The sequence below is a fragment of the Aminobacter sp. J41 genome (genome assembly GCF_000526635.1).
Classification (GTDB): Bacteria; Pseudomonadota; Alphaproteobacteria; order Rhizobiales; family Rhizobiaceae; genus Aerobium.
This window is the reverse complement of the sequence record NZ_JAGL01000010.1, coordinates 104,052-124,697: the sequence shown is the minus strand read 5'-3', so window position 1 is coordinate 124,697 and position 20,646 is coordinate 104,052. Positions and strand designations below refer to the sequence as shown.

Genomic DNA, 20,646 nt, shown 5'->3' with positions numbered 1-20,646 from the left:
GCGAGAAATGTTCGAACGCATCAGATATGAGAGCCTGAATTCTCGACAGAAAGAGAACTACAACTTTCAGAAGGTAGCGGGACGACTGGCGGACTATGGGTACAATTGCCTGCGCCTGAACGACGACTGGCAGGGCGCGGATTTCCTAGCCGTTCATGTAAATGGAACGAACGTCTTGCGTGTCCAACTGAAGGGACGGTTCACGCTCGACCAGAAATATCGGGGGCGCGAGCTGCATGTCGCGTTCATCTTGGGAGAAACGTGCTTTGTATATCCTCATGACATTGTATTGTCCGCTGTGGAAGAACGGGGGCGGATCGGTCAAACGGTCTCTTGGGTAGAACGCGGCAACTATTCGTGGCCCAGCCTTCCGACTTGGGCCAGTGAACTCCTCGAACCTTACCGGATCTGACGCCGTGGGAGAAGTTTAGTGCGCTATGATCCTTCAAAACCTGCACAGTCAAGTAGTTCAGAAATCGTGGGGGTGTTAGTCTGAGATGACGACCACGACTCCTATTCCTTCCGTTTCGCTGCGAACTGCCCAGACAGGCGCGTCAACCAAGGCCAACGAGCTCGGCATGCGGCCGATGCAGGAACGGGCGTTCGAGCACCGCGGCGAGCAGTACCTGCTGATCAAGTCGCCGCCGGCCTCGGGCAAGAGCCGGGCGTTGATGTTCATCGCGCTCGACAAGCTGCACAATCAGGGCGTTCGGAAGGCCATCATCGTGGTGCCAGAGCGGTCGATCGGCGGTAGCTTTGCCGACGAGCCGCTATCACAGTTTGGCTTTCATTGGGACTGGAGTGTGAAGCCGCAGTGGAACTTGTGCAATGCGCCCGGTGTAGACACCCCCAGTGTGGCGAAATCCAAAGTGAAAGCCGTTGGCCAATTCCTAGCTAGCGACGATCAGGTGCTTGTTTGCACTCACGCTACGTTCCGGTTTGCGGTCGATGAACTAGGCGTCGATGCCTTCGACAACTGCCTCGTCGCCGTCGATGAGTTCCATCACGTCAGTGCCAATCCAGATAATCGACTTGGTTCCCAGCTCGCGGAGTTCATTGCGCGCGACAAGGTTCACATCGTCGCTATGACGGGATCCTACTTCCGAGGAGATGCGGAGGCCGTGTTGGCGCCCTCGGACGAGGCGAAGTTCTCCACCGTCACCTATACCTATTATGAGCAGCTCAACGGCTACGAGCATCTGAAGTCGCTCAACATCGGCTACTTCTTCTACTCCGGCCGCTATCTCGACGCGATCATGAAGGTGCTGGACCCGTCAAAGAAGACGATCGTTCACATCCCGAATGTTAACTCCCGCGAAAGCACTAAGGACAAGGTGCGAGAAGTTAATGAGATCTTGGACGCGCTAGGATCCTGGGAGGGCGAAGACCCGGTCACAGGTTTCCATCTCGTGCGCTTGCCGGACGGAAAGATGATCAGAGTCGCCGATCTTGTCGAGGACGACCCAGCAAAGCGAGACAAGGTAGTTACAGCCCTTAAGGATCCCGCGCAGCGCAATAATCGCGATCACGTCGACATCATCATCGCCTTGGGGATGGCTAAAGAAGGTTTCGATTGGATATGGTGTGAACACGCCCTCACCGTCGGTTATCGTAGCAGCCTCACCGAGATCATCCAGATCATCGGCCGAGCCACCCGGGATGCGCCCGGCAAGTCCATCGCGAGCTTTACCAATCTGATCGCTGAGCCTGACGCGAGCGAAGACGTCGTTGTCGACGCCGTGAACGACACGCTGAAGGCCATCGCCGCGAGCCTGCTTATGGAGCAGGTACTTGCACCGCGCTTCGACTTCACGCCAAAGAACAGCGGCGAGCGCGAAGGATTTGACTATGGCGAAAGTGGGTATAACCCACAGGGAAACAACGTCGGCTTCAACGCCCAGACAGGCCAGATCCACATGGAAATAAACGGTCTTGTCACACCCGAGAGCAACGAAGCGAAGCGTATCTGTCAAGAAGATCTAACCGAGGTGATCACCGCGTTCGTGCAGGACAAGTCGGCGCTGGAGCGCGGCATGTTCGATGATGAAACCGTTCCGGAGGAACTGACGCAGATTCGCATGGGTAAAATTGTGAAGGAACGATATCCGGAACTCAGCGAAACGGACCAGGAGGCTGTGCGGCAACACGCCATCGCCGCCCTGAACATGACCCAGAAGGCGAAGCAGATCGCAGGTGAGATGGGCGAAGGCAACGAGAACAAGGGCGGGTCCGCACTCATTGAGGGGGTGCGCAAATACGCAATGGACATACGCAATCTCGACATTGACATGATTGACCGGATCAACCCATTCGAGGCAGCCTACGCGATCCTTGCCAAATCGATGAGCGAACAGACCCTGAAGCAGGTGGCCGCCGTCATCGCAGGAAAGCGGATCAGCATGACAATCGAGGAAGCGCGAGATCTCGCTAGGCGTGCGTTGAAATTCAAGCACGAGCGCGGGCGCCTTCCGGAGATCACCTCGCCGGATGCATGGGAAAAACGTATGGCCGAAGGCGTGGCCTTCCTCCAGAGAAATGTTGCGGCTTCCAATGCATGAGAATGAAGACAGGGAACTGCTCGAAGCCCTAGGCGTCTCGATAGAAACGAAAAAGGCGGCTGCGCGGACCGCGAGAGAAGAACGCATTATCGCTGGATTCGAGGATATCCTGAAGTTCGTGGAAGAGCACGGTCGCTCTCCCCAGCATGGGGCTCAGCGTGACATCTTCGAGCGATCATATGCCGTTCGTTTAGACCGCCTCCGCGAGCAGCCTGAGTGCCGCGAATTGCTAGCTGAATTCGACCGTTTTGGCCTGCTCAGCACATCCGAACTAACTCAAGGGCGCCTTGCTGAGGATGCAGACGACCATGCACTACTGGCAGAGTTGGGGCTCGAGGGAGCCGATGCGGCTGCAATAACTCAACTCAAACATGTGAAGCCGCGGGAGGAAGTTCGTGCTGCGGAGGAGATCGCAAACCGTACAGTTTGTAAGGATTTCGAGCGGTTCAGCCCGCTCCTAGAGCAGGTGAAGAAGGATCTCGATTCCGGAGTGCGACAGACCCGACGCTTCCAGAAGATGGCAGAAATCAAGAAAGGCGAATTCTTCATCGTCGGCGGACAGATCGCCTATGTCGCAGAAGTGGGCGACGAGTTCATGACCGAATACGATCGCCGAGACAGTCGCCTTCGCGTCATCTACGATAATGGGACGGAGAGTGACGTCCTGCTGCGCTCCCTTCAACGGGCGCTGCATCGCGACGAGGCTGGCCGGCGCATCACAGAGCCTTCGGCGGGGCCGCTTTTCGGTCAGGTGGCCGGCGAGGACGATCTAGAGAGTGGGACGATCTATGTGCTGCGCAGCAAGTCTGATCATCCGGACATCGCACAACACAGACAACTGATCCATAAGATTGGCGTGACCGGCGGCAAGGTCGAGAAGCGGATCGCCAACGCTGCGCTGGACGCCACCTATCTGCTGGCGGATGTGGAAATCGTCGCAACCTACAAACTGTTCAATATCAATCGAGCCCGCTTGGAGAACGTTCTTCATCGCGTTTTCGCGGCTGCTCAGATTGACCTTACGATCCATGATCGTTTTGGCAATCCGGTCAGGCCACGGGAATGGTTCTTGGTGCCGTTGAGGGTGATCGACGACGCAGTGGAAAAGATCAGAGATGGATCTATAGCATCGTACAAGTACGACCCACACTCAGCCTGTCTGAAAATAATAACCGATGGACGTCCTGGGCGATAGGGTAAACTGAGGGCTTCAGGCGTCGGTGCACTACGGGAGCTTGCTCGAAGAATATTGAACAGCACGTATTTGCTGATAGTCAACACCGATCGCCACTCTTGAGAGAATGCTTCAATGCAGATAAACACGAGCAACTATAGCGTGATCGAGATAATAGAGATGCTCGACCGCAAAGAACTGATTGTTAATCGGGAATACCAGCGGGGGTCTGGTCTTTGGCCGGATGGCCCCTCGAGTTATTTCATCGATACAATCTTGGAAGGTTATCCTTTTCCTAAGATATACATGTACGAGTTCATAGATCCTAGGAACCGTCGTATGCGTAAGGAGATAGTCGATGGCCAGCAACGAATAACAACAATTCAGCGATTCTACAGAAACGAATTTGCCATCAAGGGCGAGTCTAGGTTTGCCGGGAAAAAATACGATGATCTTGACGAAGAAGACCAGATTAAATTCGTCTCGTATCCTGTAAGCGTTGATGTCATCAGAAGTGCAAAGCGCGCTGAGATCCTCCAGATGTTCAGGCGTATGAACGCCTATACACTCCCGCTCAACGAAGCAGAGAAGAGGCACTCTTCATTCCAAGGAAAGTTTAAGTGGTTCGTCAATTCGACCACGGATGCGCTGGGTGAGTTTTTCATCGAGTTCGGTGTCTTCACGCAGAGGCAGATCGTCAGAATGGCTGACGCCGAACTCATCTCTGAATGTATCCTGTCTATGGAAAGGGGAATCGTAAGCACAAGCGCAGCCGATCTGAACAAGCTCTATCGGGTTTATGATGCCGAGTTCCCCCACCTGCAGGACTATGCCACCCGCCTCCATCAGACCTTCCAATTCATCATCGAGGAACTTGGGGAGTTGCGAGGCACGCATATGATGAAGCCCTATGCGCTACACTCCCTGGTCACCGCACTTATTCACGCGCGTTTCGGAATCGCCGCCGTACAGGAAGAAACGGGCGTGGGTCCTGTAGGCCAGTTCATTGTCAACGGGCCTGAAGCAATGAACAATCTGCTCACCCTCGCCCAGGCGCATGAGGCTAGAGAAAAGGACGGTGCGTATCATCGTTATGTATGGGGATGCGAGGCTGCGGTGAACCGCGCGCCGCGAAGGTATGCGCGAACGATGTCCGTGCTGAGGGCGATTGGAGTCCAAGTTCCAGACCAGGAATATGCCAATCTCTTTTAGTGTGGTCCGACAGAAACTGCTGGTTCGCTTGAATACACTCGACAGGGCGTTCGAGCGCCATATTCTGACGCCCTCAGTAAGCCGATATGTCGATCGGTTCGCCCTGCAGGAGGGCTTGTTATCGTCACTATGGCAAGCTTGGTGTGAGTTCTGCAGAGACGTGGTCATTGGTGCGGTCCAGGGTGCCACTACCACCACCGGCATTGTGGTTAGTTCTCAGGCATATGCTGCGAGAACAGAAGCAGAGATTGCTTATATCGCCAAGCAGTTGGCCCAGCAACGGAATGTCACTACCATCAAACCGATTAGTGGTCGTTACAGCGAGCCCACTTGGGGTGATGTCAATAAGCTAAACCTTATCGTTACTGGCCTAGGTCCGAGCAATCAACAGACACTACTTTCGGGATTTGGTGGCGTCACGTCCATTAAAGATCTGCAAATTTGTCGAAACGCGAGCGCCCACATTAACGGCGAAAATATCGCAAAGGTGCGAGCCGCCCGTGTTCGATATCTGCACACAGCTTTCAAGCATCCGTCCGACACGATGCGTTGGATAGTTCCAACGACTAAAGACTACCTCTGGCGATCATGGATTGATGAGATGGAGCTCGTTTCTGATCTTGCGACTCAGTGATTTCCGCATCCCCCCTGATCCCTAGGCACTGATGAAGCGTTGACGCTGTCGTTTAGACGCGATATTGCCGGGTCACATCACAGGTACACACAGCCTCGGCCAGTTTGCTGAAACCCTTGCATTTCAAGGCTCGTGCAGGTGCGGAGACGGTCTTCAATCCTCTCTCGCAGCACCAGTTTCTCCTTGAAAATCATACTCTTTCCGGCCACCTGCGGCAGGCAACCAAACGATCGCGCTGCGCGGTGGCACAGCCTCACGCGCAAAATCCACAGTCGGCCAGAGCTGACGATATCGAACCTCGAATCGTATGCGGGAACTACCCCCCCACCCTGTCTCCGCCGCCCCTGCCGAGCACGGTGGCAAGCGCGATTTTGAGGTCGAGCCGCAGCGACTGCATCGCCGCGTAGCGGGCGTCGTGTCGGGCAAGGCGAACAGGTTCGCTCATGTCGATGCCGTTGACCTGTGAAAGCCCGCTGATTCCAGGCTTCAGGCGCAGGACGCCGCGCTTGCGCCGCTCCTCAATCAGGTCGCGCTGCACCGGCAGGCACGGCCGCGGGCCGATCAGGCTGATCTCGTTGCGCAAAATGTTGACGACCTGCGGCAGCTCGTCGAGCTTGGTGCGGCGCAGGAAATGGCCGAGCTTCGTCACGGCGCTCGCCGACACCTCGTTGGTCGCGGCCTGTTTGGTGCCGAGCCGCATGGTACGGAACTTGTAGCAGGTGAACTCGGCGCCGTTACGGCCGATTCGCCGCTGCGCGAAGATGCCGGGACCCGGCGACTGCAGCTTCACTGCGAGCCAGATCATCAGCAGCGCCCACCAGAAGAAGACGATGACGACGAGCGCGAAGGCAAGATCCACCGCCCGGCGGACGAAATTGTAGACCGGATTGCGCTCCTGGCCTTCCGAGATCGCGACCTCGCGATCCTCGTGCGTCGCGGCGCGGTCGAGCAGGAAGGCCGCGAGCGTCGTCACCTCGACCGTCGGCTTGAGCGCACCGAGAAGGACGGCGAGCGGCCGCTGAACCAGCTTCGGCAGCCGGTTCATGAACGCCATCCTGCCGCGCCAGCCATCGGCATGCACGATGGGGAGATAGACCGTCAGCGTCTCGATCCCTTCGAGTTGCGCAAGCCGGGCAGCGCCCTTGCGCTTGCTGCGCGCGTAAAGGCTCTGGTTGCCCGCATCGAGCGCGTGGAAGGAGGAAATGTTCACGAACCGCTCCACGCCCGCCTTGCGCGCCGCCTCGGCGGTTTCGAGCAGCAGGCCGACATTCACACACTCGAACGTAGTCTCGTCGGCCACAGCATCGCTGTTGATGGTAGCGAGGTGGATCAGCAGGTCGTAGCCGGCCGCGCGGGTAGCGATCTCGTCATAGGAGCAGGCAGCAATGCCCGGAAACAGCGCGGCGACCCTTGCGGGCTCGCGGCCAACGAGCAGCAGCTCCGCGCGCCGGGCTAGGAGGGGCACCAGGCCGCGGCCGACAAATCCGGTGGCACCCGTGACAGCGATTTTCATGCGTGTAACCGGCTCCCGATGCGGCTCGTCAGTCTGTGCTGCTTGTACTGGCTACCTAGCCGATGGCCGCGGCTGGACGCAATGCACCGGCACCTCACCAAAAGAAAACGCCGCGCCCCCGGAAGGACGCGGCGTCATCATGTTCAGGCGTTTCCGCTTATTCCGGCAGGACGCGCACCGCACCCTTGTCGGCGCTGGCGGCGAAGGCTGCGTAGGCCTTGAGCGCGGTGGTCACGTTGCGCTTGCGCGGTGCCGCGGGCTTCCAGCCAAGCTTGTCCTGCTCGGCGCGGCGGACGGCCAGCTCCTCTTCGGAGACGCGCAGGTTGATGGTGCGCTCCGGAATGTTGATGTCGATGATGTCGCCATTGCGCACGAGGCCGATCGCGCCGCCCTGCGCCGCTTCCGGCGAGGCATGGCCGATCGACAGGCCCGAGGTGCCGCCGGAGAAGCGGCCGTCGGTCAGCAGCGCGCAGGACTTTCCGAGGCCCTTCGACTTCAGGTAGCTGGTGGGGTAGAGCATTTCCTGCATGCCGGGGCCGCCCTTCGGACCTTCGTAGCGGATCACCACCACGTCGCCCGCCTTGACCTCGTTGCTGAGAATGCCCTTCACGGCAGCGTCCTGGCTCTCGTAGACGACGGCCGGACCAGAGAAGACGAGGATCGACTCGTCAACGCCTGCCGTCTTCACCACGCAGCCATCGAGGGCGATGTTGCCCTTGAGCACGGCAAGACCGCCGTCCTTCGAATAGGCGCTGTCGGCGGACCGGATGACACCCGACTGACGATCGAGGTCGAGTTCCTTCCAGCGGTTTTCGGTCGAGAAGGCTTCAGTGGTGCGCACGCCGCCGGGAGCCGCCATGTAGAAGTTGCGCACGCTTTCCGAATTGGTACGCGAAATGTCCCAGCGGTCGATTGCGTCGCCCAGGGTCGAGGAATGGACGGTCGGGCAGTCGCGGTTGAGAAGGTTGGCGCGGTCGAGCTGGCCGAGGATCGACATGATGCCGCCGGCGCGATGCACGTCTTCCATGTGGATGTCGGCGACGGCCGGAGCGACCTTGCAGAGCACCGGCACCTTGCGCGACAGCCGGTCGATGTCGTCCATGGTGAAGTCGACGCCGCCCTCATAGGCCGCGGCCAGGATGTGCAGCACCGTGTTGGTCGAGCCGCCCATGGCGATGTCGAGCGCCATCGCGTTCTCGAATGCCTGCTTGGTGGCAATCGAGCGCGGCAGCACGCTCTCGTCGCCCTGTTCGTAGTAGCGCTGGCACAGGTCCACGATCAGGTGGCCGGCCTCGACGAACAGGCGCTTGCGGTCGGCGTGGGTCGCCAGCGTCGAGCCGTTGCCCGGCAGCGACAGGCCAAGCGCCTCGGTGAGGCAGTTCATCGAGTTGGCGGTGAACATGCCCGAGCACGAGCCGCAGGTCGGGCAGGCGTTCTGCTCGTATTCCTTCACCTCTGCGTCGGTGTAGGCGTCATCGGCCGCCACAACCATCGCGTCGATCAGGTCGACGGCCTTGATCTTGTCGCGGACATTGACCTTGCCGGCTTCCATCGGGCCGCCGGAAACGAAGACCACCGGAATGTTGAGGCGCATCGCCGCATTCAGCATGCCGGGCGTGATCTTGTCGCAGTTCGAGATGCAGACCATCGCGTCGGCGCAGTGCGCGTTGACCATGTACTCGACGGAGTCGGCGATGATCTCGCGCGACGGCAGCGAGTAGAGCATGCCGTCATGGCCCATCGCGATGCCGTCGTCGACGGCGATGGTGTTGAATTCCTTCGCCACGCCGCCCGCAGCCTCGATCTCGCGCGCGACGAGCTGGCCGAGGTCCTTCAGGTGCACGTGACCCGGCACGAACTGGGTGAACGAGTTTACGACCGCAATAATCGGCTTCCCGAAGTCTCCATCCTTCATGCCGGTGGCGCGCCAGAGGCCGCGCGCGCCGGCCATGTTGCGGCCGTGTGTGGATGTGCGGGAGCGATAAGGAGGCATGTCAATTCCAGGGTTAGAGTTCAGTCTGCACTTATGCGCAAAACATCGCGTGTAAATGAGTTCGATGCGGCTTGAAGACAAGAATGTCCAGCCCTATCCGTCATCTCTCGGGCCAATTTGACACAATCAGTCAATCCAGAGCCTTTGTCTACCTGATGGCGCGGCCGGCGCGGCCGATCGTCACGCAACGGCAGCCGCCCGCAGCGCGGCGATGAATTCCGCCTGCAGCGCCGTAGGCTTCCAGCCGGTGCGGGTGGCAATGCCGATGGGGCGCTCGGTGTCGGGAAGGTCGATGGGCAGAACGCTCAAGAGCCCCGCCTCCTCCTCGTACTTGATCTGATGGCGCGACAGGATGGTGAGCCGATCTGAGCGCACTAGAATGCCGCGCAGCGCCACAAGCGAACCGGTCTCGACAATCCCCTGCCCCGGCTGCGGCTCGAACCCGTGCTCCGCAGCGATGGCATCAAAGATGGCGCGGGTCGGCGTGTTGCGACGAGGCAGCGCCCATGGATAACCGGCAAGGTCCTCGTAGGTAACCTTCTCCAGCTTAGTCAGCGGATGGTCGGCACGCGCAACGATCGACAGCCCGTCGACGAATAACGCCTCCTGCGTGATGCCGCGCTTCGACTTGTCGTCGCGCAACGCGCCCACCAGCATATCGATGTCACCGATTGTCAGGCTGTGCAGCAGCGCCTCGTAGGAACCGTCGAGGATCTCGATCGACGCGCCCGGTCGCGACGCGCTGCAATGTGCCACCGCCTCCGGAATGATCGAAGTGCGCACTAGCGGCAGGGTACCGACGACGACACGGCCGTCGAAGCTGCCGTCGAGCTCGCGGACTTCTTCGAGCGCGCTTTCAAGCTCGCGCAGGACGAGGCCGGCACTGGAGGCGATCATCTGCCCGGCGGAGGTGAGACGCACGGATTGCTGACGCCCGTCAAACAGGGGCACACCGCCGATGCGCTCGAGTTCGCGCGCGGCGCGCTGTACCGACGGCTCGGCCTGGCCGAGCACGCGGGCAGCAGCTGAAAAGCTGCCCGCGCGCGCAAAACCTGCAAGCGCGCGCAAATGGGCAATTGTTGCGTGGGTCTCAAGCAGGTCCTGCGCCAGCCCGCGGCCGATGCGGGACTGCTTTGCGAGCCTGGCATTGGCCGAGCGCAGAAGTTCGATGATGCGGCTAGCGCGCACGGCGACGACCTTGCCGCGCTCAGTCAGGAAGACACCGCTGCCGCGACGCTCGAACAGGTGGCCGCCGAAATGCTCCTCCAGCCGCGAGATCGCCTGCGAGGCGGCGGGCTGCGAAACGCGCACCGCCTCGGCGGCCTTGGACAGCGAACCGGTCTCAACGGCGAAGGCAAAAAGTCGGATGTGGCGGAGATTGGGATATGCGAGCATACCCCTATCTACCGCAACGTCACGATCTTGGCGATCAGCCGTAAACAACGCCGTCAAAGAGCTTTCTCGCCGTGCGCAGGATGGCTGCCGATTGCACTTCGCCAGCCTCGTCGAGCGTCGCAACGACGCTCATTTCGCCGGTCGGATGCTCGATGGCCAACGTACGGGTGCGACCCGAACCGACATTCGCCAGCGACGCCGCCGGGGTGCCCGGCAGCAAGCACGCACTGGCGACGGAGACAGCACCCAGCACGCCAATCGCATCGTGGCAGCGGTGCGGAATGAAGGTGCGCGTCGAGATCGCGCCGCCTTCGCGGGCCGGAGCAACCAAGGTCATCTTCGGCACCGACTTCTCGGCAACATCGCCAAGGTTCATCATCGGACCGGCCTTGAGGCGGATCGCCTCGAGCTTGGCCCTGAGCTCCGCGTTGGCTTCCAGCTCAGCCGGCGTCTCGTAGCCGGTAACGCCGAGGTCGGAGGCACGCATGACGACGCAGGGCATGCCGTTGTCGATCATCGTCACCTCGATGCCGTCGATGACATCGACCGCGTTGCCAGTGGGCAGCAGCACTCCGCATGACGATCCTGCGGTGTCCTTGAACTCGATCGGCACCGCTGCGGCCGTTCCCGGCACGCCGTCGATGCGAGCCTCACCGCGATAGGTGACGCGGCCGCCCGGCGTCGGCACGGACGCCACAGCGATCTGGCCGGTGTTCTCCATGAAGATGCGCACGTTGGTCGTGCCATCCTTCGCCTCGACCAGCCCGCGCTCAATGGCGAACGGGCCGACACCGGCAAGAATGTTGCCGCAGTTCTGCGCGTCGGTGACGATCGGGCGATCGACGAACACCTGCAGGAACAGGTAGTCGACATCGACGTCCTCGCGCTCGGACCTGCGCACGACCGCGACCTTCGAGGTGAGCGGGTCAGCCCCGCCCATCCCGTCGATCTGGCGCGCGTCCGGCGAGCCCATCACGCGAAGAAGAAAGGCGTCGCGCGCAGCCGTGTCCTGCGGCAGGTCTTCCGCCAGGAAGTAGCCGCCCTTGGACGTTCCGCCACGCATCCACATGCAGCGGATGCCCTGGTCCTCATCGCGTGAAGGTGTCTCAGACATACTTCAGGCCCTTCTCAGCCAGACGTTCGCGCATCTTGTAGATGTCGAGCCCGAGCTCGCCGGCGGCAAGACGCTTGCGCTTCTCTTCCTCGTTGGCGACGCGTGCCTCGGCCTTGGCGGCCACGGCTTCGGCTTCCTCGCGCGCGACAACGCAGACGCCATCGTCATCGGCGACGATCACATCGCCGGGACGGATGTAGGCGCCGGCGCATACGACGGGCACGTTGACCGAGCCAAGCGTCTCCTTAACGGTACCCTGCGCGAAGATCGCCTTCGACCAGACCGGGAACTTCATCTCGGTTAGGTCGGCAACGTCACGCACGCCAGCGTCGATGATGAGGCCCTTGCAGCCACGCGCCTGGGCGGAGGTCGCAAGCAGGTCGCCGAAATAGCCGTCCTCGCAAGAGCTGGTCGGCGCGAGCACGAGGATGTCGCCGGTCTTCAGCTGCTCGATGGCGACGTGCACCATCCAGTTGTCGCCGGGAGGCGCCGAGATGGTGACAGCCGAGGCAGCCAGCCGCGCGCCGCGATAGATCGGGCGCATGTAGCTGGCGAGCAGGCCCTTGCGGCCCTGCGCCTCGTGCACGGTTGCGACGCCGCACGCCGCCAGCCGGTCAATGACCGACTGGTCTGCGCGCTCGATGTTCTGAACGACGACGCCAGACATCAGAGTTCATCCACGGTGCGCGGGTAGATCGACTGGAAGCCCTCGGCATACTTTGCCGGGCGCCCGCCGGCCTGGCCGCCGGAGTTGCGGGTGAAGTGGTTGGCGCGGTTCTCCGCGACATTCTTGTAGTAGTGCCAAAGGTGTTCCTGACCTTCCATGCACTGGATGGCGGCCCACTTCTTGTCCCAGACGTCGGTGATGTCGAGGAAGACGTCCGGCTTCCACTCCATCTGCTCGGTCTGGTGCGGTTCGAAGAGATAGACCTGCGGCGCGCCGAGGATCTTCTGGCCCGGATTGTGGCCCCAGGCCTGCGCGATAGCGCGGCACTCGAGCGTCCACTGCGACACGTACATGTGGTCCGTGTTGTACGGATCGTACTTGGAGTGGGTCATCATGAAGGACGGCTGCACCGCGCGCATGACGTCGACCAGGCGATCCTTGGCCTCGCGGGTCATCTCGAGCGGGTAGTCGCCGAGGTCGAAGAACTGGATGTCATGGACGTCCAGCGCCTTGGCGGCATTCTCGGCTTCCCGGCGACGCTCCGACTTGACCTTATCGAGGGTCATGCCCGGCTGCTTCCAGAGCTTGGCGCTCTCGCCGCGCTCGCCGAAGGAGAGGCAGACCACGGTAACGTCGTAGCCCTTGGCCGCATGCAACGCGATCGCGCCGCCGCAGCGCCACACGAAGTCGGCGGAATGTGCGGAAATGATGAGGGCGGTTTTCTTCGACAAGGCTTAAGCCTCCTTCTTCTTGACCGGCGGGGTGCCGTGCGTGTGGAAAGTTTCGATGGTCTTGAGGCCCCAGGCTTGGCCCTTCTTGCGCTCAGCCTCGGTCCAGGCGACCGGCTCCCAGTCGGGAGCGAGGATCAGGCGCGCGCCTGCATTGGCGAGCTCGATGCGGTTGCCGGCGGGCTCCCAGACGTAGAGGAAGAACGAACCCTGGATCGCATGCTTGTGCGGGCCGGTTTCGATGTGGACGCCGTTCTCGAGGAAGATGTCAGCCGCGCGCAGGATGTCCTCGCGCTGGTCGGTCGCGTAGGTGACGTGATGCAGGCGGCCATCGCCACCACCGCGCTCTTCCGAGCAGACGGTGTCGTAGGTCTTGTTGTTGCAGGAGAACCAGACGCCACCCAGACGGCCGTTGTCGAGCTGGATGTACTCGGTCACACGCGAGCCCAGGCAGGTTTCCATGAACGCGCGGAATTCCTTCACGTCCTCACCGAGCAGGTTGACGTGATCGATACGGCGCGGCGAGACGCCCTGAGCATGGAAGCGGCTTGCGTTGTTCTTCAGCGCCGGCTTGTCGGCCTCGTCCGGCACGTAGCGACGGGTATCGTAGTAGATCTCGAAGACGTGGCCGAACGGATCCTCGAATCGGAACGCCTTGTTGCCGCCGTGGCCGATGTCGCCGTCGATCCAGCCGATGACCTTGTACTTGGAAGCCTCGATCGCCTTGACGCGGCGCTCAAGCGCAGCCTGCGAAGAGCAACGGTAGGATACATGCCCGATGCCGGTCGTATGCGACCGGGTCAACTTCATCGAGTGGAACTCGTAGTCGTCCCAGGCGCGCAGGTATGCGCTGTTCTCGTCCTGCCCCGACAGCTTCAGGCCATAGACGCGGGTAAAGAAGTCCAGGCTCTCTTCGAACTTGTCAGTCAGGACTTCGACATGCGCCAGATGCGCGATGTCATAGCAGGGCTCGGAACCGCTCATACGGCATTCTCCTCCACGAACTTGATTGTTTGTTCCTGACCTAGCCCCTCCACGCCGCGAGAGCCAATCGAAAGGCGAACCCTCCACATAAGTTTTGGCTACAGACCATACCTAACCGAGGACTCAAGGCGCCTGTGGGTGAAGCTGCGATTACGTTATCGTCCCCGCGATCGGAGGATAACGGTAGGTCTTTTATGTCCGCGCTCATGGCCGACACTCTGCGCCGGTGAGACGGTCATTCTCATTGTGAAACAAAGGGTTGCGTCGGATCGGAAGCGTTTCCGCCCTACTCGGAGCAAGCACCCCCGAACGATAGTCCGGTGGCAGCATTCAGGAGACAACCCACAGCCGAACACCAGCTGCAGGCCATAAATCCCATTGCGTACCGCTGCAAAAACGAAAGGCCGCCCTCCGGCTTCGGAGAACGGCCTTACCATATTCATTCCGCGGTCCGGAGCATGTCCGGACGCCGTTGAGCCAATCAGGCAGCGGCGACAGCCGCCCCGGTCTGCTGATTGCACCACTCGGCGCTGGTCTTGATGCCGCCCAGCGGGAAGACGTGGACCTGCGAGATCAGGCTGTTCGGGTTCTTCGCCTTGTACGCAGCGAGATCGCTGAGAATCTCGGTCGGCTCGAACGGAACCATCAGCTTGGTGAGGTCCATCGCACGGCGCTGCAGGACGCGCAGCGACGGGCCAACACCGCACGACACGGCGAACTTAATCAGCGTCTGCAGCTTGGTCGGGCCGGCAATGCCGATGTGGATCGGCAGCGTCACGCCCATCGCCTGCAGGCGCTCGGCCCACTCGATTACCGGTTCCGCCTCAAACGCGAACTGGGTCGCGATCGCCATTTCCGCGTCAGTGCGCTTGGAGAACTCCTGCTTCCACTTCACGGCAGCATCGACATTGGCTGAACCGCCGTTCGGGTCGATGTCCTTGTTACCCTCCGGGTGGCCGGCGACATGCAGGCGCTTGAAGCCGTACTTGTCGAACAGACCGGTCTCCATCAGCTGCATGGAATTGTCGTAGTCGCCATGCGGGGTCGTGACGCCGCCGCCAAGGAGCAGCGCCTGGTTGATGCCGGCGGCATCAACATAACGCTTGATCCAGTCCTCGAGCGTGTCGCGGTCCTTGATGATGCGAGCGGGGAAGTGCGGCATGACCGGGAAGCCTTCCTCGGTGATGCGCTTCGCCGTCTCGACCATTTCCTCAATCGGGGTGCCGTCAATATGAGCGATATAGACGCGCGTACCGGCCGGGAGGATCGCACGGAAGTCCTCGATCTTGGCCGCGGTGCGCGGCATCACCTCGATCGAGTAGCCCGACAGGAAACCTGCAACCTCGGCGCTGGGGGCGGTGTCGCCACCTTCCGACCGCTTGAACATATTGAGCAACGACACAGCTTCCTCCGCAGTCTGTTGAATGCGACCTGTATACAATAGGTATCAATCCGGCCGCAACCGCATTTCGACGTCGTGTCCGATGTACGGGAGGCGATACCTGCTTGCACTCGATTTGCCAGCTTTTGCGGCACGGGACCCGCTTGAAAGACGACATTGCGTGTCGTTGCTGCAGAACCCGCATCGCCTGGATTGTCATTCCTAGAGCACTTCGAAGACGGAAATGCGGACGCTCGACGCCTCGCGCGCACCGGTGCCGACGAAGATGCAGGTGTTGATCCAGCGATAGCGGTCATCGCCGGTTTCGAAGCGCGGGTGCGTGCGCATGTAATACAGGCTCGGATCGACATTCTCGCCCCGCCCCACCGCTGCCAGGACGTCAGCCGGGCCGTGCCGGTAGCCGAAATTGCGGATGTCGATCAGCGCCCCGTCCTCGGTTTCCATGGAATATCGCGTATCGAGCTCCGCGCTGCCGTCGGCAAAGACGGTCTGCCAGTCAGCACCGAGATTGAGAATCCTGCCGCGGATTCGCTCACCCGTAACGGTGCCGCCGATGATCGGAATGATCCGCCGCCTGCCCCCTCGCCCGTCGCCAAGCTCCATCGGCGCGGCGAGCTGAGCGACGATGTCGCAGAAATGCACGAGGCGCGGTTGTTCCAGCATGTCGTTCCTCCTCCAAAAATTCTCGCGAACGCTAGTTGCCCAGCGAATTGTATGCAAGTCTTGCGCGCTGGGGCCAAACCTGTTTGATACCGGCGAGGCCAGGTAGAGGAGGTACCATGCTTCAGGATCGCGCAAAGGGGCTGTCGCAAATGACAGCGGGAGCGGCGCTTTTCACCCGACTGAAGGCGCTCGGCGTCGACTACGTCTTCTGCAATTCCGGCACGGACTTCCCGCCAATTATCGAAGGCCTCGCCGAGGCTGCGGCCAAGGACCTCGACCTTCCCGAAGCCATCGTGATCCCGCACGAGCATGCGGCGATGGGCATGGCGCACGGCTACTATTTTGCCACCGGCAAGGCACAGGCGGTCATCCTGCACACCAATGTCGGCCTCGCCAACGGTTCGATCGGCGCGCTCAACGCTGCAGTCGACCAGGTGCCGGTGCTGATGATGTCGGGGCGCACGCCGGTCATGGAAGGCGGCCGCTTTGGCGCGCGTACAGTACCAATCGGCTGGGGTCAGGAGATGCGTGACCAGACGGCGCTGGTGCGCGAGGCGTGCAAGTGGGACTACGAACTGAAGTTCCCGGAGCAGGTTGCATCGCTGCTTGATCGCGCCCACGCCATCGCCAACTCCCTGCCTAAGGGGCCGGTCTATCTCAGCCTCCCACGAGAAGTGCTGTGTGAATCGACGCCGGCCGAAGGACTGGAAGAACCTCCGACGGTGCAGCCGACGGAGGTCGCCCCCTCGCCCGCCGACATTGCCGCGGCAGCCAGGCTGCTCGCCGGTGCGCGCTCGCCGCTCATCATCGCCCAGCGCGGCGCAGGCAGCGATGCGGGCTTCGCCGCGCTCGCCAGACTGGCAGAGGAATGGGCGATCCCGGTCTGCCAGTGGTGGGCGGTGGCGACTGCGATCGCGAGCGAACATCCTTGCAGTGTCGGCTCCGATCCGCTCCCGTGGATCGAGGAAGCCGACGTCATCCTGGTTATCGACAGCCTGGCGCCCTGGTCGCCGGACATCCACCATCCGCCGCAGGATGCGAAGGTCATCCACCTCGGTCCCGACCCGCTGTTCACACGCACGCCCGTGCGCACCTTCCGCTCGGATGTCTCGATCGGCTGCGCGACGGCTGACGGGCTGATCCAGCTCGAGGAGGCGATGCGTCCTTATCTGAGCCGCCATGTGAACGCGCGCATGCGGCGCAAGGATTTGATCGCCAATCGCGTCAGGGACATTCGCGCGAAGATCGCCAAGGCGGCCGCGCCGAGCTATCCGATGACCAAGGCCTATGTATCCAAGTGCCTGTCGGATGCGATCGCCGGCAAGGATGCGACGGTGCTTTCCGAGCTCGGTGCACCCCTCGATCCACTGGTGCTCAACCGCCACAATTCCTGGCATCAGGAGCCGCATGCCGGCGGGCTTGGCTGGTCGTTCCCCACCGCGCTCGGCATGCAGCTTGCCGACCGCTCGAAGCTGATCGTCGCGACGATGGGCGACGGCTCGTACATGTTCGCAAACCCGGTTGCCTGCCATCAGATTGCCGAAGCAATGGAGCTGCCGGTGCTCGTGGTCGTCCTCAACAACAGCGAGTGGGCTGCGGTACGCTATTCGGTGCTCGGCCTCTACCCGAATGGCTACGCCGCCAAGGCCAACCAGATGCCGCTGACCTCGCTGCAGCCGAGCCCCAACTTCACGAAGGTGGCAGAAGCGAGCCGCGCCTGGGCCGTACGTGTCGACCAGCCGGACAAGCTCACCGAGACGCTCCGGCAGGCAATCCGCCATATCGAAGAGAAGCGCACCATGGCGCTCGTCGAAATCGCCATCGGTTAGTTGACACGCCTCGACGGCTGTATACAACGAGACCCCATGCATAACCCCGGGAGGAGCCCGACATGAACCTGGACGACCTCGTCGCCATTGACTTCCACACCCATGCCGAGGAGCCCTGCTGCGGCCCGCGCGACGACGGCTATGACGAATTCCAGGCTGCGATGGCGAAGTACTTCCGCAATCCGGCCGGCACCAAGGGCATGCTGCCGACGATCCCGGAGACGGCCGCCTATTACCGTGAGCGCAAGATCGGTGCGGTAATCTTCGCCGTCGACGCCGAGCGCGAGACGGGCTTCCGCCGCTACAACAATGAGGAGATCGCCGAACTCGCCGCAGAGAACAGCGACATCCTGATCCCGTTCGCTTCGATCGACCCGGCCAAGGGCAAGGTCGGCGCGCGTGAGGCACGCCGTCTGATCCGCGACTTCGGCATCAAGGGCTTCAAGTTCCACCCGACGATGCAGGGCTTTTATCCGAACGACCGTTCGGCCTATACGCTCTACGAGGCGATCGCCGAGGAGAACTGCATCGCCCTGTTCCACACCGGCCAGACCGGCGTCGGCAACGGCATGCGCGGCGGCATGGGCATGCGCCTGAAGTTCTCGAACCCGATGTATCTCGACGACGTCGCGGTCGATTTCCCGGACATGCCGATCATCCTCGCCCACCCTTCGTTCCCGTGGCAGGAAGAGGCGCTGTCGGTCGCAACCCACAAGCCGAACGTCTATATCGACCTCTCCGGCTGGTCGCCGAAGTATTTTCCGCCGATCCTCGTTCAGTACACCAACACCATCCTCAAGCATAAGATGCTGTTCGGTTCTGACTGGCCGGCGATCACGCCGGACCGCTGGCTGTCCGACTTCGAGAAGCTCGACATCCGCGAGGACGTCCGCCCGCTCGTTCTCAAGGAGAACGCCGCGAAGCTCTTGAAGCTGAAGTAACCGGCGGCTGGCACAAGCCAGCCATCCGCGCCATACTCCTCCTGCTTTCCGGCAATGCGGGCGGCAGGAGGATGCGCCATGAACTGCCTCACAATTCGGATCTGCGTCGCGCTGGGCTTCGCCTTCGGTGTCTCAGTTGCCGTCGCACAGGACCGGCCGCAGCCTGAAAACACGACGGCGGTCGCCGAGCGCACATCGGTCAAAGCCAGCGACTTCATGATCGCGACGGCCCATCCGCTGGCAACGCAGGCGGGCTATGAGGTCCTTGCCGCCGGCGGTACGGCCGCTGATGCGGCAGTTGCGGTTCAGACCATGCTGGGGCTCGTCGAACCGCAGAGCTCAGGCCTCGGCGGCGGCGCCTTCTTCGTCTACCGCGACGCCGGGACGAACGAGATCATCACCTACGATGCCCGCGAAACGGCGCCGAAGGCCGCCGACGACAAATACTGGATGAACCCTGACGGGACGCCGATGGAGTTCCAGGCTGCGGTGGTGGGTGGCCGCTCGGCCGGCGTGCCCGGCACGCCGATGCTGCTCGAAACCTTCCACCGCGAACACGGCAGCATGGATTGGGCAGCGCTCATACAGCCCGCAATTGAAACCGCCCGGAACGGTTTCACCGTGAGCCAGCGCCTCGCTGCGGCAGTAGCAGAGGCCAAAGGCCTCGACACCTTCGTTACCACTTCCGAGTATTTTCTTCCCGGCGGCAGGCCTATCGCCGAGGGCGACACGCTGAAGAACCCGGCCTATGCCGAGACCCTGGAAATCTTTGCCCGGGAAGGCGCACCGCCCTTCTACACCGGCGAAATTGCTCGCGACGTCCTTGCGGCGCTGAGGACGAACATCAATCCGAGCATCCTGTCGGAGGAAGATTTTGCCAGCTACAAGGTGGTAAAGCGCGAGCCCGTCTGTGCGCCCTATCGCGAATACGAAGTCTGCGGCATGGGCCCGCCGAGCTCAGGTGCCCTCACCGTCGGCCAGATGCTCGGCATCCTTTCGCACTTTGACATCGCTTTATTGGAGGACGGCATCGAGTTCCGCCATCTCTTCGCTGAGGCCTCCCGCCTCGCCTTCGCGGACCGCGGCCTCTACATGGCGGACGGAGATTTCGTCGACGTTCCGGAAGGCCTGCTTGATCAGGACTATCTCGCCGAGCGGGCGAAGCTGATCGATCTGTCGAAATCGAGGGGTGTCGCCCAGGCTGGCACTCCGCCGGGCCTCGGCGATGACAAGCTGACGCCTGACAGCGAGCGCCCGCGCAAGGGCACCTCGCACTTCGTCATCGTCGACAAGGACGGCAATATGCTTTCGGCGACCACGACGATCGAGAGCGGCTTCGGCAATCGCGTCATGGCGCGCGGCTTCCTATTGAACAACGAGCTGACAGACTTCGCCTTCGTTCCAGAAGCCGATGGCGCGCCAGTCGCCAACCGCGTCGAGCCGGGCAAGCGCCCGCGTTCTTCCATGTCGCCGACGATCGTGCTGCGCGATGGTAAGCCGGTGCTGCTAACGGGGAGCCCCGGCGGCGCGGCGATCATCAACTACACCGCGCTGTCGCTGGTTGCGATCCTCGACTGGGGCGTGGACCCACAGGAGGCGATCGACCTTCGCCACGTCACCAACCTCAACGGCCGCACCAGCGTCGAGGAAGGCGATGGCGCCGAGGAACTGGCAGCAGGGCTCACCGCCTTGGGCCACGAGGTGGCGATCACCAACCTCAATTCCGGGCTGCACGTCATCCAAATCAGCGATAACGGGCTGATCGGCGCCGCCGACAAGCGCCGCGAAGGCGTGGTGATGGGAGACTGAGGATATGAAGCGCCGCGACATTCGCCGCGG

At 61.6% G+C, this 20,646-nt stretch carries 17 protein-coding genes; 8 read left to right on the top strand and 9 right to left on the bottom strand.

The window, feature by feature from the left end; translation table 11 throughout:
* Positions 1 to 7 precede the first annotated feature (7 nt).
* The 5 genes from L630_RS0109505 to L630_RS0109485 all read left to right on the top strand — a co-directional run bounded on the left by L630_RS0109505 (position 8) and on the right by L630_RS0109485 (position 5,578).
* Positions 8 to 412 carry a hypothetical protein gene (locus L630_RS0109505; protein WP_024848026.1) on the top strand — a complete coding sequence of 135 codons (405 nt, stop codon included), beginning with the start codon at positions 8 to 10 and terminating at the stop codon, positions 410 to 412.
* 85 nt (positions 413 to 497) lie between these two features.
* Entirely contained in the window at positions 498 to 2,558 is a 2,061-nt protein-coding gene (locus L630_RS0109500; RefSeq protein WP_024848025.1) for a DEAD/DEAH box helicase, read from the top strand.
* Complete coding sequence (locus tag L630_RS0109495; RefSeq protein ID WP_024848024.1) at positions 2,551 to 3,753, top strand: GIY-YIG nuclease family protein; 1,203 nt, start codon at positions 2,551 to 2,553, stop codon at positions 3,751 to 3,753. The genes L630_RS0109500 and L630_RS0109495 overlap by 8 nt, the downstream gene beginning before the upstream one ends.
* 114 nt (positions 3,754 to 3,867) lie before the next feature.
* Positions 3,868 to 4,944: a DUF262 domain-containing protein gene (locus tag L630_RS22440; RefSeq protein ID WP_024848023.1), complete on the top strand. Its 1,077-nt coding sequence runs from the start codon at positions 3,868 to 3,870 to the stop codon at positions 4,942 to 4,944.
* Positions 4,945 to 4,972: 28 nt separating this feature from the next.
* Entirely contained in the window at positions 4,973 to 5,578 is a 606-nt protein-coding gene (locus L630_RS0109485) for a hypothetical protein (protein WP_144708992.1), read from the top strand.
* Positions 5,579 to 5,894: 316 nt separating this feature from the next.
* Here the strand turns inward: L630_RS0109485 and L630_RS23580 are convergent, their stop codons facing one another.
* The 9 genes from L630_RS23580 to L630_RS0109435 form a co-directional block, all read right to left on the bottom strand.
* On the bottom strand, positions 5,895 to 7,091 hold the full coding sequence (locus tag L630_RS23580) for a hybrid nucleoside-diphosphate sugar epimerase/sugar transferase (RefSeq protein WP_024848021.1): 1,197 nt from the start codon (positions 7,089 to 7,091) through the stop codon (positions 5,895 to 5,897).
* A 157-nt stretch (positions 7,092 to 7,248) separates the two neighbouring features.
* A complete protein-coding gene (gene ilvD / locus L630_RS0109470; protein ID WP_024848020.1) occupies positions 7,249 to 9,084 on the bottom strand; it encodes a dihydroxy-acid dehydratase in 1,836 nt (611 codons plus the stop codon).
* Positions 9,085 to 9,264: 180 nt separating this feature from the next.
* Positions 9,265 to 10,479, bottom strand: a complete 1,215-nt coding sequence (locus L630_RS0109465; protein WP_024848019.1) for a LysR family transcriptional regulator — start codon at positions 10,477 to 10,479, stop codon at positions 9,265 to 9,267.
* A gap of 34 nt (positions 10,480 to 10,513) precedes the next feature.
* A complete protein-coding gene (locus L630_RS0109460; protein ID WP_198019541.1) occupies positions 10,514 to 11,593 on the bottom strand; it encodes a 4-oxalomesaconate tautomerase in 1,080 nt (359 codons plus the stop codon).
* Complete coding sequence (gene ligK, locus L630_RS0109455) at positions 11,586 to 12,260, bottom strand: 4-carboxy-4-hydroxy-2-oxoadipate aldolase/oxaloacetate decarboxylase (RefSeq protein ID WP_024848017.1); 675 nt, start codon at positions 12,258 to 12,260, stop codon at positions 11,586 to 11,588. The genes L630_RS0109460 and ligK overlap by 8 nt, the downstream gene beginning before the upstream one ends.
* Positions 12,260 to 12,991, bottom strand: coding sequence for a PIG-L deacetylase family protein (locus L630_RS0109450; protein WP_024848016.1), 732 nt, complete (start codon positions 12,989 to 12,991; stop codon positions 12,260 to 12,262). The genes ligK and L630_RS0109450 overlap by 1 nt, the downstream gene beginning before the upstream one ends.
* 3 nt (positions 12,992 to 12,994) lie before the next feature.
* Complete coding sequence (locus L630_RS0109445) at positions 12,995 to 13,972, bottom strand: VOC family protein (RefSeq protein ID WP_024848015.1); 978 nt, start codon at positions 13,970 to 13,972, stop codon at positions 12,995 to 12,997.
* Positions 13,973 to 14,453: 481 nt separating this feature from the next.
* Complete coding sequence (locus tag L630_RS0109440; RefSeq protein WP_024848014.1) at positions 14,454 to 15,374, bottom strand: methylenetetrahydrofolate reductase; 921 nt, start codon at positions 15,372 to 15,374, stop codon at positions 14,454 to 14,456.
* Between the two features lie 201 nt (positions 15,375 to 15,575).
* Positions 15,576 to 16,037 (bottom strand): DUF3237 domain-containing protein, encoded by a 462-nt coding sequence (locus L630_RS0109435; RefSeq protein ID WP_034329814.1) that lies wholly within the window; start codon positions 16,035 to 16,037, stop codon positions 15,576 to 15,578.
* A gap of 116 nt (positions 16,038 to 16,153) precedes the next feature.
* On the opposite strand from L630_RS0109435, the gene L630_RS0109430 reads away from it, so the two are divergent.
* The 3 genes from L630_RS0109430 (at position 16,154) to ggt (ending at position 20,616) form a co-directional block, all read left to right on the top strand.
* Positions 16,154 to 17,866: a thiamine pyrophosphate-requiring protein gene (locus tag L630_RS0109430; RefSeq protein WP_024848012.1), complete on the top strand. Its 1,713-nt coding sequence runs from the start codon at positions 16,154 to 16,156 to the stop codon at positions 17,864 to 17,866.
* Positions 17,867 to 17,928: 62 nt separating this feature from the next.
* Positions 17,929 to 18,807, top strand: coding sequence for an amidohydrolase family protein (locus L630_RS0109425; RefSeq protein ID WP_024848011.1), 879 nt, complete (start codon positions 17,929 to 17,931; stop codon positions 18,805 to 18,807).
* Positions 18,808 to 18,885: 78 nt separating this feature from the next.
* Positions 18,886 to 20,616 carry a gamma-glutamyltransferase gene (ggt, locus tag L630_RS0109420; RefSeq protein WP_024848010.1) on the top strand — a complete coding sequence of 577 codons (1,731 nt, stop codon included), beginning with the start codon at positions 18,886 to 18,888 and terminating at the stop codon, positions 20,614 to 20,616.
* Positions 20,617 to 20,646: the final 30 nt, after the last annotated feature.